Source organism: Sorangium sp. So ce1014 (assembly GCF_051521505.1).
Lineage (GTDB): Bacteria > Myxococcota_A > Polyangia > Polyangiales > Polyangiaceae > Sorangium.
Map to the genome: position 1 here is coordinate 4,207,926 of NZ_CP150356.1, position 13,672 is coordinate 4,221,597.

The window sequence follows — 13,672 nt, forward strand, 5'->3', positions numbered from 1 at the left end:
TGGAGATGGACCAGGGAGCGCGAAGCGCCATCGCTCGCATCACCGCGAGGAAGGGAGGAGCCGGATTGTCGCGGGGCGCAGGCAGTCTCTGCGATCCGGCGCTCGTCTTGACGGCCCTTCACGTAGTGGCCGATCGAAAGGTCGACCCCGTGCGCTTCTACAGCGACATCCGAGTCTGCTTCCCCACGTTCGAGACGACCGCGGAGGTCGTCGACGGCGCATGGGACAAGGATCTCGACTTTGTTGTCCTCCGCCTGAAAGAGCCATGCCCCGAGTCGATCCGGCCGCTTCAGCTCCGCAGACTTGCGGACAGGGATTCGCCGTCGTTCGAGTCTTTTGGATTTCCGGGGGCCAATCCGGAGGGGCTCGCCGTCACGGGGAAGATCATCATGGCGCGCAGTGAGCATGAAAACGTGCCAGCCATCCAGCTTTACTGCGAGCAGGCCGGCGCTGGGATCGGCATGCAGGTCGAGGGACTCTCGGGTGCGCCTTGTCTCGTAGGCAGAGCGCTGGTCGGTGTTCTGCGCCGGAGCCTCTCGCGAGAGCAGGACGCCGGAGAGCTAGTCAGCGTCGGCGGCACGCTGTACGCCTCCTCGATCAGCGATATCCTGGAGCGCACGGCGTCGCTTTTGCCCGAGCCAATGCCGGTCATCGAGGCGGACGAGCCGACGCACGCGGCCGTTCTGCCATACGAGCCGTACCTGCGAAGCATCCCGCCGAACAGCCAGAACTGGCCCTCGTGGAAGGACATTGAGCATGAGGCCCTCTGGATCGACGAAGCGAGCGTCGGGAAGTGCGAGCAGAGCATGCTCTATGGCCGGCTAGCAGTTATCGTCGGACCGCCAGGATGCGGAAAGACGACGGTCGCCCGCCTGCTGGCGTACCGGCGATCGAGCACACATTTCGCAGTTCATTGGGACTTTGACAATTACGGGTCTGCCTTGCCTGAAGTCCCAGCCCACTACCTTGCGACGGTTCGTAAGCTGGCGTCCATCAACCAAAAGACACCCCTGCTGGTCCTCGAAAACATCCATCTTGCGCCGCGGCTCGTGCGTGAGCTGCTTGGGCTCTGTGAACAGCCTATGCTGCTCGCCACTGCCGTGCTCACATCGCGCGTCAGCCCAGACCGGCTGACAGAGCTCTCCCAGGTCCGCAGCCTCCTGCCGCGACTTGCTTCCGCGACTGTGGATCTTACCACGGGCATGAACCATCGAGGTCAGGCGATCTTGACCTGGTGGTTCGAACGCCGCGGCGTGTCGCAGCAGGAACGACGGCGTATTCTCGCCTCAGCGCCCTGGGGAGACTTCGCTCGCGATCTCTGGGTGCTACGCCTCGCCCTCGATGCCTATGACTGGTCCGGGCACGTCCTTCCTGCTTGGGCCGTCCATGGCGAGCTTGAGAAGAGGCTCTCGCCGCTGATCGAACGCGTTCCAGGCGTGGACGACCTCCTTTACGTGATCGCTGCTATTGGGAAGCACGATCTGGAGACTGATCTCAAAGCAGCCGCCGCGATGCTTGATCGCCCACAGAATAGCATCCTCGACTTGGCCCGAGAAGCAGCCCGCGACGGTATCTTGTCCCTAGACGAACGGCGCGGCACCACGCGCTACTGGCACTCCTCGTTGGCTCGCCTCTACTGGGAGACATTCTCGTTGTCCCGCGACACGTGGGCGCAGGATGCACGCCGCCACATCTTGACGGGCAGGCCATGAGCTCCCCGCGCGAAAACCTGGGCCAGGTTGTGGCCGGGGGGCCAGCGGCGTGGACCCAGCGGAATCGCCAAGAGCTGGCCAAGGCGCTAGAGGAGTCGGGGCAAGAGGCAGCCATTCACCTCCGGTCGTTCTGCGAGCAGGTCGAAACGTGGCTCCATGAGCGAGACAACGATCGCGATAGCGACGATTTCGGCGCTCGGCGTGGCTGGATCGAGCGCGTGGCGGATCCATTTCTCAGCGGCATGACGGCTGAACGGCTGGATGTGATCGTCAAGCAATTGACTTTTCTGGACGCAAAGATCGACCTGCTCCGGACGCTCCTCCACCGTCCGACCCAGTACAAGCTTCTTCCCGCGATCCTCAGTACCGGCGAGCAACTGGCATCGGCAGCACCGAGGCAGCCCCCTCTGGAAGGCGACACCGAAACGCCATGGCTTGGCCAGCTGCGTCTACTCGTGACGCTCACGGGCCTTGCCGGAAGGACCGCTTCGAATGCGCTGGAGCTCACATCACTACTTGCTCCAATGCCTGCGTGGCTCTTGAAGGGCCTCTTCAGCTCGCTGGGCAGTCTTGATCTGTTCGAAGCATACGAGTTCGATTTAGCTATCGCCTTGGCGCACCTGGACGTGAGCGTCGCGTCTGCCATTTCTGCTGACGCATGGATGGAGTCCCCACACACGCGGCTCGCTGAAGTGATCCAGGTGCTCGCAGAGTTGCTTGCAGGTCCCCCGCGGAACATCCCTTCACACAGGATCGCCGGGAAACTGCCGCCCAAAGAGCGGATAGAAGAGTTCCTCGCCGCGTTCCGCGCTTGCCTTCATACGCGCGATCTCGACCGTGCACATCGCCTCTGGAGCTTGATCGAGAGCGCTCAAAGGTACACCGAAGAGATGTGCTCCCTGTTTACCGCTTATCTGAACGCGCGACCGAGCAACCACGAATTGGTCCTTGATCTATTGTCGTCTCACGGGGATCCACCTCACCATTCGGTGGCGCACTGGAAACTTCCGACCGTATCCATGTCGATGTTTGGCTCGATGCGTACGAGCTCGATTCACACCCCACTCGGTGATAAACACCAATTCGACCCTCCGGATTTCGATCCAGCCTGCGTGTTGCGAGGGCTGGATCGTGAAGCGGCGGCATATCTGGTGCTCGCCCAGCCTAGCCCGGAGTTTGCGCTTGACTATCTTCGCCGCTTTCGACTCGCCGAGAACCCGTGCATCGACGACGTTCTGCGATCCGTGCTTGCGCATCCCTCGTTCCTGGCTCGGCTTCGATCTGCCTCCGGCACGATGGCGGTCGCCGTGCTCACGGGGATCGAGGAGCTTCACCTCACTGATAACGACGAAGGACGGCGACTCGCGACGAGCCTGCTGCATGTCCTACTCCCGCGGATCCCGTCGCAGTACCTCAAGAATGAGAGCATTTCTTGGTTAACAGAAGTCCTGGAAAAATCAGATATCTATGAGGCGGAGATCGTCCGACGCTTGACCGGAGCGCGAAGCGCGGATGAGATCCACCATCTTATAAGTACTGGCTCGGCGCGAAACGAGACCATCGCTCGTATCCTCGATAGCATCGACGTCACGCCACTCCGCCCTCCCGAGGGCAACGCGGAGGACGCGCTCGAAGCATGGGCGACGAGCATGGTGCACCTCTGCAGCGAGGCGCCGGCTCTGGTCCGACGGATCGTCGCCGATCTGCCGCTGGAGGTCGCCGCCCGGTTGGTTCGCTCCTACAAGCACTTCGGGCTCGGCGAGCAGGAGGACGTTCGGTGGATCGCAGAGCGTCTCGCTTTCAAGGTCCTCGTGATTGAACGCTGGGCGGAGCTGGACAGCGGGGCGACGATCGAGTACCTCCGCACCAACGTACAGCGTGATTTCTGGTTGTGGGCGTGGTGTGGGCTGAGGGCAGCCGATTCCCTGATCGCCGTCGTGTCGAAGGCCGGCGATGCCTGGCTCGATATGCTCGCGCGAACTGAGCCGGAGCTTGTTGACGTGTATCTCGCCGCGCTACTGCGGCTGATGAAATCATCGGATGATCTATCCACGGGACTGTTGGATCTCTCACATGCGATAGCTTATACGTCCTCGTGGCTGGAGCGGCGCGGCCGTATGGCTGGGGAGGCCTTATGGGACAGGCTGAACAGGCGCATTGACGAGCCGGAGTCGGCAGATAGCGCCGAAGCGAGTGGGAGAGCCGACGAGATCGCAACGATCGGCTCCGCAGCGCTCCCGGGCCCGCCGGAGTGCCTTCGTGCGCTGCGCGAGCACGCAGTGCACGCGCTTCAGCAATGGTACGCGCGCCCTGCCCCCGTCAAGCTCACCAGACCCGTGCAGAAGTTTCGCGAGCTGCTTCGCCACGAGGCACCAGATCTCCACGCCGAATTGCTACGGCAGACGATGTCCGCTGGTTCTCCCTCAGGAGAGGAGATGTAGATCCAAGCCGACTTCGCCGGCCCGCCTGCCAAGCTCCTCGGCGCCGTCTCAGGCGATCGGTCGAGAACGCTCGATTCAGGCATTTAACACAGCTTCCGTCACGACAACCGCACGCGAAACCTCATCCACGGCATCACCCTCCTGGTCGCGGGCGTCATCGCCCTCGTCGTCATGTCCGCTCGCCGGAGTTCGCCCACGGCCAGCAGCTCGGCGAGGGGATGGTACGCACGGGCACCGTCGGCATCCAGAACGACACCGAGCGCAAGCTCTTCTGGAGCCTGGTCTGCACGTGCGGCTGCCCGCGCGAGACTGTTTCCGAACTGGCTAGATGATGGTTCTGGGCCTTTTTTCGCTCGCGCTGCTTGATGGCCATCCGGGGCCCGGAAGCCCCGCCGGAGGCTCCGTTCGCCCATCGCCCGCAGGGGACGGTTGCCGGAGCGCGGAGGGCGGGTCAAGGGCGGTGTAGCCGTCCCGCTCCCGGCGCGGGCACCCTTGACGCGCCTGAGCACTCCGGCAGCCTCGGTCGCGAGGTGGGCCGACCATCACGGCCGTGACCGGGAGCGCTCACCCTCGCGATGGGCAGCAACCAGCCTGCGCAATCGAGCAGGAACCATCGTGAGCGTCAACACCGCACCGTCGTCGAGGCCGCAACGCCACAGGACGGCCGGCGCGTCCGAACGCCTGGGTCGTCACCACGGCGCCACGAGGCGACGTGACGCTGGATGGTTGTTACCGAGCCGGCTGGCTGATGGCACCGCGCGCCGGCTGGCTGATGGCCATCTGGCGGCCGCTCGGCAGGGCGCTATCGGGTGATGGCCATCGCGTAGTCGCTGCCCCGGCGCCACGCGGCGCGATGAGCATCGTGCGGGCCACCGCCGGCGTGGCGAGGGGATGGCCATCGTGGGCCTGGCGCGATACGGCCCGCGAGGCCGACGCTCCTCGCGGGCCGCGCGCCGCCGTTCAGCCGAGCGCCGAGGAGAGCGTGAGCGTCTCCGCGACGCGGACAACCACGTCGCGGTCGACCAGCTTCCGCTTCCGGCGCGCCGATTCCCGCAGCGCCGCCGAGGCGAGGCGGTCGATCTCGCGCAGCGAGCCCGACGCAAGCTCATGCAGCGCGGTGAGCGACTCGCGCGAGAAGATCTCGTGGTCGGCGCCGGCGCCCTTCAGCCGGAATGCCACGTACTCCGTCGTGTCCTCCACCGTCGCCGGCTCGATCATGAAGCGGTGATGGATGCGCGTGAGCAGCGAGCGGTGGGAGCGCAACGCCATTCGGCCCTCGAGCTCCGGAAGGCCAACAAGGACGATCGACAAGAGAGCGCGGCTGTCCCACTCGTGGTTCAAGAGGATATGCAGATGCGCCATCATGTCCGGGTGCAGCAGATGGGCCTCGTCGAGCAGAAACACCGGATGCACCTGATCTCTACGCAGCTCGTGGACATGCCGCTCGACCGCGAGGAACAGGTTCGCCGCGCTCGAGGTCGGCTGCAGCCCGAGCGCGTGGCAGAGGTAGCGGTAGAAGTCGCGGCGCCCGAGCGTCGCATTGTGGCAGTAGGTCAGGCGAAATCCGGCCTCAGGCAGCCGATGTCGCAAGGCTCGTAGCACACACGTCTTCCCGACACCGGGCTCCCCCACGAGAAGCACGCTGGCACGCTCGTGGAGCGCCGCTTCGAGGTCGTCGACGAGCACCTGCTTCGAGGTGGGCAACCACAGCTCGGCATCTTCTTGCTCTTTGGAGAAGGCGGCTTTGCTAAGCCCGTAGTAGATAACATCAGAAGATCGCATCGAGGTCCTCCTCTCCGTCGACGGCGTCCGCGTCGTCCGCCGCAACTTGATCGCGCGCAGCCTTGTCGCGTAGCGCGCCGCCCGGGTCGAAGGCGACCGGCTTTCCCCTGGGCGACGCGCCGGTCCTCGTGACATGGCGCGGCGGCCGCTTCACGTGCGCGTTGTGCACCGGATCGACGAGACGAAGCGGGATCCGCTGCCCCTCGACCTCGACGATCGGGGCCAGAGGCTCGTCGAGCAGGCAATAGGCGACCGTCACGGTGCGGCCGGCGAGGTAGCCGTGATCCAACTCGAAGAGCTGCCCGCGGACGGAGACGGTCGTATCGCGGCGCACGCGCCGACGCTGCCGGAGCGTGAGCGCTTCGCGCAAGCGGGCCTCGGAGAGGGCGTCGATCTCACGCTGTCCGGGCGCGTACACGAGCCCCGGCGCGCGCCCCATCAGACCGGCGTGCGGGGACGCGTGGTAGTGGACGTCGACGAAGGCCTGGATGCGAGAAGCGATGTCCTCCAGCGATGTGATCGAGCCCAGGTGGTCGAGCACGTTCTCCCGTAGCGTCCTCCAGAATCTCTCCATCTTGCCGCGCGCCTGCGGATCGTAGGGGCGCGAGTGGAGCAGGGTGATCCCGAGCCGCGAGCAGAAGAGGCGCAAGGCATCACCACGGTAGGTTGCACCGTTGTCCAGGTAGAGCGCGGTCGGAATGCCGTAGAGCCGGAGGGCCCGGACGAGCAGCCGCAGCATGGTGTCTTCCTTCTCGTCACTCTCGGCCGAAACGACGAGGATGAAGCGCGAGGCGTCGTCGAGCAGGGCGTGAATCCGCACGGTGACCCGGCGCCCGTCGAGTTGAAGCGTCGGGCCGTGACAGACGTCGCCATGCCAGAGCGCGTCCGGGTGCTCGGCCTGCCACTTGAGCCGGGTCGTCGGCCCCTTGCCGTCGCGCTGCGCGATCTTGTCGAGTCCCTCTTGACGGTAGAGGCGACGCACGGTCGAGGCGCTGACCGTGGCGTCCAGGCGTCCATCGGCGCGAAGGGTGCGCAGGATGAGCGGCACCGAGGCCGCCGGGTGCTCGCGCCGGATGTCGCAAAGAAGCTGCCGGAGCCCGGGGTCGAGCTCCCGGCCACGACCGCGGTCGGAGCGGGCGCGAGGGCAGAGACCTTCGAGCCCCCGCTGACGGTAGGCGTAGAGCCAGCGCTCGAGGGTTGGCACCGCGAAAGAGCGCGTGCACGCGCTCCCCGGCGGGGCGCACGCGCTCCTTCGAGAGGGTGCGCAGCGCTTCGACGAGATCGCCATGCTCGAGATCGCGAGCACAGATCTGGCCGATGAGGCCATGGCGGAAGAGGGCGATTTCCTCCGCGTGATCTTTGGGTTTGAGGATGTCCACGAACGGTCCTTTCCACGGGTGCGTGTCGACGACCCGTGGAAACCCAGTGCCAGAGCGCCCCGCCGCCGTGCCCGATCTTGGATGGTGGAGTCGCCGGAGCTCGCGTTTCGCGGAGCATGGGCATCACGCTGCGAGCGCGGCGCCGCGGAACGCCAGGTGAGCGGCGGGCTCGCCGGCGCCGCCCCGAGGAGACAGCGCCACGAGCTGCATCGCCGTGCGCTCGGCGATGTGCGCGCGGCGGCTCTCGGCGCTGTGGCGTCCGAGCCGGGGGAAGAGCTGTCCGCGGCGACTGGCTTCGATCCATCGCGACGGCGCGAGCCACCGCTCGGCCGCCGCGACGCCCACGATCACGGCGCCGCAGACCTCGGCGCGGACGACCGGCGTGGTCGCGCCGTCGAGTCCGATGCGAGCGAGCACCCAGCCGATCGCCGATGCAGCGTAGCGCCGTCGGCGCAGCACCCCGCGCGGCACGACGAGCGTGATCGCGCCGCAGCCGCTGCAGCGGTAGCGCCGAGCGCGCACCGTGACCTGCTGGGGAGCGTCGCCTGGGTCGAGCGGGCCGCACACCTGGCGCTCGCGCAGGCCGTGACCGCGCATCACCCGCGGGCCGTTCACGGGGCGGCTGGCCACGTCACAGCAGGGGCAGCGCGGCGGCCGCATCTGCTCGACCGAGGGCAGCGCGGTCATCCAGCGCTTGATGTCGATGTCGGCTTGAACGATCCTGCATGAGCTCCGTTCCTCCAAGGTCCTCGGAGCACGACGAGGGGAGGACGAGTCGCCACAACACGCATCCCCTCGTCGCCTATTTTGTGGCCGGCCCCGCGCCGATGCTCCGCTCCGCTGCCGCTGGCCTTACGCCAGCGGCAGCGGAGACATGCCGCCCAGTGCAGTGGTAATTGTGGCAACGGATCAGGAATGCTCGCCGTCCGGGAGACGGCGGGCATCGATGCGATATTTTGTGAGAATTTTGGACGCCCATCCGGAATGCACTTTGGCGAACGCTCGCCGACGCCGCGCCCTCTGGGTCCACCCCGGCTCCATCTCTCGGGTCCGCACCGACTCGATGATGGCGGGGCCGGGAGCAATGGGTGGATATCCATCACGAACAGGGATCGAGATCTGGGGGATGTCCATTACTGGGAGGGCGCGGTAACAGATGGTCCGCAAGGTGCCGCGGAGCCCCCTCATTGCGAGCTCGTGAAAGAGCACGACCGCGTCTCGACAGCCGTCATTCCACCTCGTGCGCAGGAAGCTGTCGTGTTCGGTCCAGGTGCCGATCTTGGTTCGTCGTTTTGCGCGCTCCGGACACCGATCCGCTCGGAGATACTTGCGCACTGTCTGCCGCGAGAGCCTCGTCCGCCGGCTCATCGCATGGATCGAGAAGCCTTGAGTATTGAGAGCATGCACCTGTTCATAGAGCCTCTGCCGCCTCGTCCGCGATGTGGCGGCGCATGGCGGCTCTGTGGCAGAGCTCGACGTGCCCGTATCCTCGGCCGATTCGTGAACGACGGCCGTCCCTTCCGCGTGCGGTGGTGGTGCCCCTCTGTGCCAACGTCGGGTGAGACAGGCTTCCCCTGGAAATCTGTGGTGAGAGGGCGGAGAATGGACCTGACCGGTGCCGAAGCCTTCGCATCTCCGATCCGTCGATCCTACCCCCGCCCCAGCGGCGCAGGGCGCTGCTCCCCGTCCGAGTGGCGTCGCCGTTGAGAGCGTGCCGAAGCCGGGCAAGAGGCGGAAGTTCTCGGCGGCTGAGAAGCTGCGCATCGTTCGCGCGGCGGCCGCGTGCACCCAGCGCGGGGACATCGAGGCGCTGCTGCGCCGCGAGGGCATCTACAGCTCCCTCCTGACGGCGTGACGCAAGCAGCTCGCCCTTCACGGCAGCGAGGCTCTCGCGGGGCGCAAGCCCGGCCGCAAGCCGAAGCACGACACGAAGGACCGGCGCATCGCCGAGCTCGAGAAGCGCTCGGCGCGGCTCGAGGAGAAGCTCGCGCTCGCTGAGAAGCTCATCGACCTCCAAAAAAAAAGTCTCTGCCATTCTGGGCGTCAATCTCACGAGCGACGAAGAGCGCTGATGGACGTCATCGAGGAGCTTGATGACCCGCACGTCCCCATCGCGCAGGCGTGTACAGCGCTCGGCGTCAGCCGCGCCACGCTCTACCGGCAGACCCAGCCCGCGAAGCCGCCGGCGCTGCCCGAGCCCGCTCCGAGCCCACGCCGGCTCAGTGACCCCGAGCGGCAAGCCGTGCTCGGCGTGCTGCATAGCGAGGAGTTCGTCGACCAGCCCCCGCCGGAAGTCTACGCGACGCTGCTGTCGCGCGGCGTCTATCTCGCCTCCATCCGCACGATGTACCGGCTGCTCGCCGCCTCCGGCGAGAGCGTGGAGCGGCGCGCCCAGCGTGGACCGATGACGCATGCCAAGCCGACGCTCACCGCCACGGCTCCCAACCAGATCTGGACGTGGGACATCACCAAGCTGCGCGGGCCGCTGCCTGGGGTCTTCTACTGCCTGTACGTCGTCCTCGACCTGTTTAGTCGCATGACCGTCGGCTGGCTGCTCGCCGAGCGCGAGAGCGCAGAGCTCGCCGAGCACCTGTTCGCAGAGACCGTCGCCCGCCACGGCGTCGAGCCCGGCTCGCTCACGGTGCACGCCGACCGCGGCTCCGCGATGCGGTCGGAGGGGCTCGCTCAGCTCCTCGGCTCGCTCGGCGTCGTTCGTAGCTTCAGCCGGCCTCACGTCAGCGACGACAACGCCTTCTCCGAGTCGCAGTTCAAGACGCTCAAGTACCAACCCGACTATCCGGACCGCTTTGCCTCGCTCGCTCACGCACGAGCGTGGTGCCAGGAGTTCTTCACGTGGTATAACGACATTCATCAGCATTCTGGACTTGCGCTTTTCACACCTGCTGATGTATTCTACGGCCGAGTCGAAGATATCGCGGCTCGGCGCCAGGTCGCCCTGGACACGGCCTACGCCGCGCATCCGGAACGCTTCCCGAACGGTCCGCCCGTCGTGCGCAGGCCGCCCGCTTCGGTAGTCATCAACCCGCTGTCCGTCGACGATGCCGCCTCCGAGGCCGCGGCGCCGACGCACACGGCCACGACCAGCGCCGCGCCCGGACCTGGAGCCACGCCCACCGCCGTGCCGCTGCCGCCCCGACCTCGACCGGATGCTGCGCAGAGCCGGAACGCGCCCCTGAGCGAGATCCACTCATAGGATTCTCGTCCGGCCTGTCTCAAACCTGTTGGCATTCTCCGCGGGGCTTCTGTGGTGTGAACAGGTCACATGGTCAACGGCTGGCGACGGGGCAGCGCAAGCCTGAGGGCCGGCAGCTGCGCTTCCGTCCCAAATGGACGGAGGTCTCTATGGTTGTCGTCGGCCGCGGAATCCATGTGGCCCGACGAGCGTCAGCGGAGTAGCGTCCGTGCCATGGAAGACAACGAGAAGAAGATCGAGCAACTCCGGCAAGCGATCGATAGGCTGTCCGAGCGGAAAGCGCACCTCAAGCAGCAGCGAGACGCGGCGAAGCAGGCAGGTGACCTGGAGGAGGTCGAGCGTCTGACGCGCGAGATCCAGAACACTGAGCAGTCGGCACAGAGTAACGCCGACGCGATCGACAAGGTGCGCCAGAAGATGCTGCCCTGATTCGAGGGGGCACATCCCCTAGTTAGGGCACCACCCGTGTCCGGTTGCGCGGAGGCTGCCAGCTGCCTCCCCGGGACCGTGTCCGGTTGCGCGGAGGCTGCCAGCTGCCTCCCCGGGACCGTGTCCGGTTGCGCGGAGGCTGCCAGCTGCCTCCCCGGGACCGTGTCCGGTTGCGCGGAGGCTGCCAGCTGCCTCCCCGGGACCGTGTCCGGTTGCGCGGAGGCTGCCAGCTGCCTCCCCGGGACCGTGTCCGGTTGCGCGGAGGCTGCCAGCTGCCTCCCCGGGACCGTGTCCGGTTGCGCGGAGGCTGCCAGCTGGTGGTGGCCGGATCCGGCCACCGGCCTGGACTGGCTGGATTTGGAAGCTACCCGCCCGGCGTGTCGGACGGGTCGGGTTTCCACGAGAACAGGTCGAGCTGCACCGGCCCGGCCGGGGCAACAGGGGCGGGTGGCGGTGCAGCCTGGACCGGGGACGCCGGGGGCGTGGGCTCCGGGGCGCGCTGCGGGCGCTTCAACGCCGGGGTCGGCTCGGTCACGAGGCGGAGCCAGCCACGGCCGCTCGGAAGCTTGCGGGCAGGCGCGGAGGGCTCGCGATGACTGAGCGGCTGCGCCTTCGGGGCCTCGCTGGCCGGCTCGGTCAGCAGGGCGTCCGCGAGCTCGTCCACGGTCCACACGTGGTCGGTGATGCCGGCCTGCATCGCCGGGGTCACGCGGAGCGTCTTGACAACCCAGCACAGGTTGTAGGCGACGTAGTGCAGCGCAGCGGCGGCGCGGTGGTTCTCGAACTTCTTCGAGAACGCGTAGCAGAGCCGGCGCATGCGGCCGTTCTGGTGCCGGTGGGTGCCGTTCTGGCGCTCCACGTACGCCGTCGAGGCACGGGCGGCGTCCGGCGCGCCGTAGATCGTCGTCTTCGTAATGAACGGGTCGCGCGGCGGCTCGTAGCGGTGGTCCGGCCCGCGGTAGGAGCCAGTGCGGTAGTTCTTCACCGTCTGCATGAAGTCGACGCTCGGCCCGAACTGCGCGCCCACGGCCGAGATGTACGGCGCGAAGCCATCGCTCGTGATCTGCGGCATCACGAGCAGCCGGGCGCGGACATCGGCCATGAAGGCGTCGGTCGTCTCCTGATCACGTCGGCCAACGCGCCACGCGATGACGAGTCTGGACAGCGTATCCATCGCGACGAAGGTGTACGCCTCGCCGATGCTTTCAGGGTCATCCTTGGTCACACGGGCCGGCTTCTTGCCCACGTACCCAAAGACCTCATCGACCTGTATCAACTGGGTGCGCAGGTCGCGCACCAGCCGGTCATGCAGCCGCTCAGCACCGCGACCGAAGGCCAGCGAGAGCCGACCCACGGTCTCCCTGTTGACCTCGGTCATGCGCTCGACGGCGCGCTCGCTGTTGCCGTCCAGAAGAGCCGCGAGCACACGCATGCGCTTCTCCGCCGGGAGCACGTTCGCCACGGGACCCTTGCCTTTCTCCGGCGGATGGCCCAGGCTCCCGTCTGCCACGACGTCGGGCGGGTCGCTCCGCACGGTGTCTGCCGCCCCGCCTTCGGGTTCCAGCCGAGGGCGGGGCGTTTTCGTCTAAGGTCCTGTGATTATAGCGGTTTCTGCGGCGAAAGCTGCTGCGAGCGCCGTAAAAAGCAGGCGGCTAGGACAGTGGATGTCATAGCGGCTTGGTCGCGTCGCGCAGGGGGTGCGCGATGACGTCATCCAAGGACGGGCCGCCCGACGCGCCCGGATCTCGGGAGATCCATGTGTGCGTCTACGATGAGCTTGAAGAGGCGTTGCTGCTAATTGGCCGAAAGGTGATCGGTAATACGATGGCCAACGTAAAGCACAAGTTGGGCATCTCGGAGCTTATCGAGAGGCTGGCAAACGGTTGTCAAATGGTACGTCAGTTACGACGTAGTTGAGAGCCGTTTGTACTGCGGCATTTGTCGCTTCCACGAGGAGCCCGGCCGTGATGGCAGCCGGCGCTGCTCACGAGCGGGTCATTTCCAGCCACAGGTGGAACAGCTTGATGCTGGCGCTGATGGCTTTTTGCCTGGAGTGCGACGACACACTGAGAGCCGTTCGCTCCGCGGCCCTGGTCTGAAGCTCGCAGAGCCTCTCCGAGATGTCCCAGACGCATCCATCCTCGTCCGGCTTCGACCGTGCGAGCTCGGTGATCCAGCCGTTGATGGTGGCGAACCACTGCGGTGCCGTGCCCGCCTCTAGATAACCAATCATTACGGCGACTTCGAGCAGGGGCCCATGGAAGCCGAGCTTATAGCGCTGCACGCCCCCGCTCGCTCGAGCCTTACGCTCGTCGCCGTCTTTTCGCTTCCCGCCGGTCAGGTACTCTCGCTCACGGCCCTTCTCCGGCGCCGGCAGCCGCTTGCACTCGAATACCAGGAAGGGTTCATAGATGCTGGCCGAGAACACTTCCGCGGCGAAGCCTTCCGTCGCTGGGCTGGCCGCTAGGTCGGCGCGATGTCGCCCGGTCTGGGCTTCCTCGTGGCTGAAATGGACCATGGGTGACTCGTCGCGGGCCCGCATGTTCAAGAACTTGCACAGATCCGCATTCAACGCGTCCTCGTTCTTCCCCTCTCGGCGGTGAGGGTCGTCGCGCCATCTCGGAAGCTGTGCCCACACGAACTGCACCGTGTGCGTCCGGAATGTGTCCGGGGAAATGCCCCTGCTGATCCGGCCATGAGAGGTCCGCGTACCAG

At 66.3% G+C, this 13,672-nt stretch carries 10 protein-coding genes and 1 pseudogene; 5 read left to right on the forward strand and 6 right to left on the reverse strand.

Annotated elements, in window-relative coordinates:
• Positions 1 to 5 precede the first annotated feature (5 nt).
• A complete protein-coding gene (locus tag WME75_RS15970; protein WP_437491589.1) occupies positions 6 to 1,712 on the forward strand; it encodes a hypothetical protein in 1,707 nt (568 codons plus the stop codon).
• Positions 1,709 to 4,153, forward strand: coding sequence for a hypothetical protein (locus tag WME75_RS15975; RefSeq protein ID WP_437491592.1), 2,445 nt, complete (start codon positions 1,709 to 1,711; stop codon positions 4,151 to 4,153). The genes WME75_RS15970 and WME75_RS15975 overlap by 4 nt, the downstream gene beginning before the upstream one ends.
• Positions 4,154 to 4,322: 169 nt before the next feature.
• On the opposite strand, the gene WME75_RS15980 is transcribed toward WME75_RS15975, so the two are convergent.
• The 4 genes from WME75_RS15980 to WME75_RS15995 all read right to left on the reverse strand — a co-directional run bounded on the left by WME75_RS15980 (position 4,323) and on the right by WME75_RS15995 (position 8,058).
• Positions 4,323 to 4,526 (reverse strand): hypothetical protein, encoded by a 204-nt coding sequence (locus WME75_RS15980; protein WP_437491594.1) that lies wholly within the window; start codon positions 4,524 to 4,526, stop codon positions 4,323 to 4,325.
• A 587-nt stretch (positions 4,527 to 5,113) separates the two neighbouring features.
• Positions 5,114 to 5,839, reverse strand: coding sequence for an ExeA family protein (locus WME75_RS15985; RefSeq protein ID WP_437491597.1), 726 nt, complete (start codon positions 5,837 to 5,839; stop codon positions 5,114 to 5,116).
• Between the two features lie 82 nt (positions 5,840 to 5,921).
• Positions 5,922 to 7,139, reverse strand: coding sequence for a DDE-type integrase/transposase/recombinase (locus WME75_RS15990; protein ID WP_437491600.1), 1,218 nt, complete (start codon positions 7,137 to 7,139; stop codon positions 5,922 to 5,924).
• A gap of 298 nt (positions 7,140 to 7,437) precedes the next feature.
• The gene (locus WME75_RS15995; RefSeq protein ID WP_437491603.1) at positions 7,438 to 8,058 is read right to left on the reverse strand and encodes a hypothetical protein; all 621 of its coding nucleotides are present in this window, start codon (positions 8,056 to 8,058) and stop codon (positions 7,438 to 7,440) included.
• Positions 8,059 to 9,025: 967 nt separating this feature from the next.
• On the opposite strand from WME75_RS15995, the gene WME75_RS16000 reads away from it, so the two are divergent.
• The 3 genes and pseudogenes from WME75_RS16000 to WME75_RS16010 all read left to right on the forward strand — a co-directional run bounded on the left by WME75_RS16000 (position 9,026) and on the right by WME75_RS16010 (position 10,957).
• A complete protein-coding gene (locus WME75_RS16000; RefSeq protein ID WP_437491606.1) occupies positions 9,026 to 9,169 on the forward strand; it encodes a hypothetical protein in 144 nt (47 codons plus the stop codon).
• 33 nt (positions 9,170 to 9,202) lie between these two features.
• A pseudogene (locus WME75_RS16005) lies at positions 9,203 to 10,528 on the forward strand (IS3 family transposase); the annotation flags it as partial.
• Between the two features lie 213 nt (positions 10,529 to 10,741).
• On the forward strand, positions 10,742 to 10,957 hold the full coding sequence (locus tag WME75_RS16010) for a hypothetical protein (RefSeq protein WP_437491609.1): 216 nt from the start codon (positions 10,742 to 10,744) through the stop codon (positions 10,955 to 10,957).
• A gap of 364 nt (positions 10,958 to 11,321) precedes the next feature.
• Here WME75_RS16010 and WME75_RS16015 read toward each other — a convergent pair whose 3' ends face one another.
• Positions 11,322 to 12,389: a transposase gene (locus WME75_RS16015; RefSeq protein WP_437494835.1), complete on the reverse strand. Its 1,068-nt coding sequence runs from the start codon at positions 12,387 to 12,389 to the stop codon at positions 11,322 to 11,324.
• Between the two features lie 552 nt (positions 12,390 to 12,941).
• Positions 12,942 to 13,475 carry a hypothetical protein gene (locus WME75_RS16020; protein WP_437491612.1) on the reverse strand — a complete coding sequence of 178 codons (534 nt, stop codon included), beginning with the start codon at positions 13,473 to 13,475 and terminating at the stop codon, positions 12,942 to 12,944.
• Positions 13,476 to 13,672 lie beyond the last annotated feature (197 nt).

Excerpts from the sequence above, each read along its gene's own strand:
- WME75_RS15970 (WP_437491589.1), top strand. The coding sequence starts at position 6 with ATGGACCAGGGAGCGCGAAGCGCCATCGCTCGCATCACCGCGAGGAAG.
- WME75_RS15975 (WP_437491592.1), top strand. The coding sequence starts at position 1,709 with ATGAGCTCCCCGCGCGAAAACCTGGGCCAGGTTGTGGCCGGGGGGCCA.
- WME75_RS15980 (WP_437491594.1), bottom strand. The coding sequence starts at position 4,526 with ATGGCCATCAAGCAGCGCGAGCGAAAAAAGGCCCAGAACCATCATCTA.
- WME75_RS16010 (WP_437491609.1), top strand. The coding sequence starts at position 10,742 with ATGGAAGACAACGAGAAGAAGATCGAGCAACTCCGGCAAGCGATCGAT.
- WME75_RS16015 (WP_437494835.1), bottom strand. The coding sequence starts at position 12,389 with ATGCGTGTGCTCGCGGCTCTTCTGGACGGCAACAGCGAGCGCGCCGTC.
- WME75_RS16020 (WP_437491612.1), bottom strand. The coding sequence starts at position 13,475 with ATGGTCCATTTCAGCCACGAGGAAGCCCAGACCGGGCGACATCGCGCC.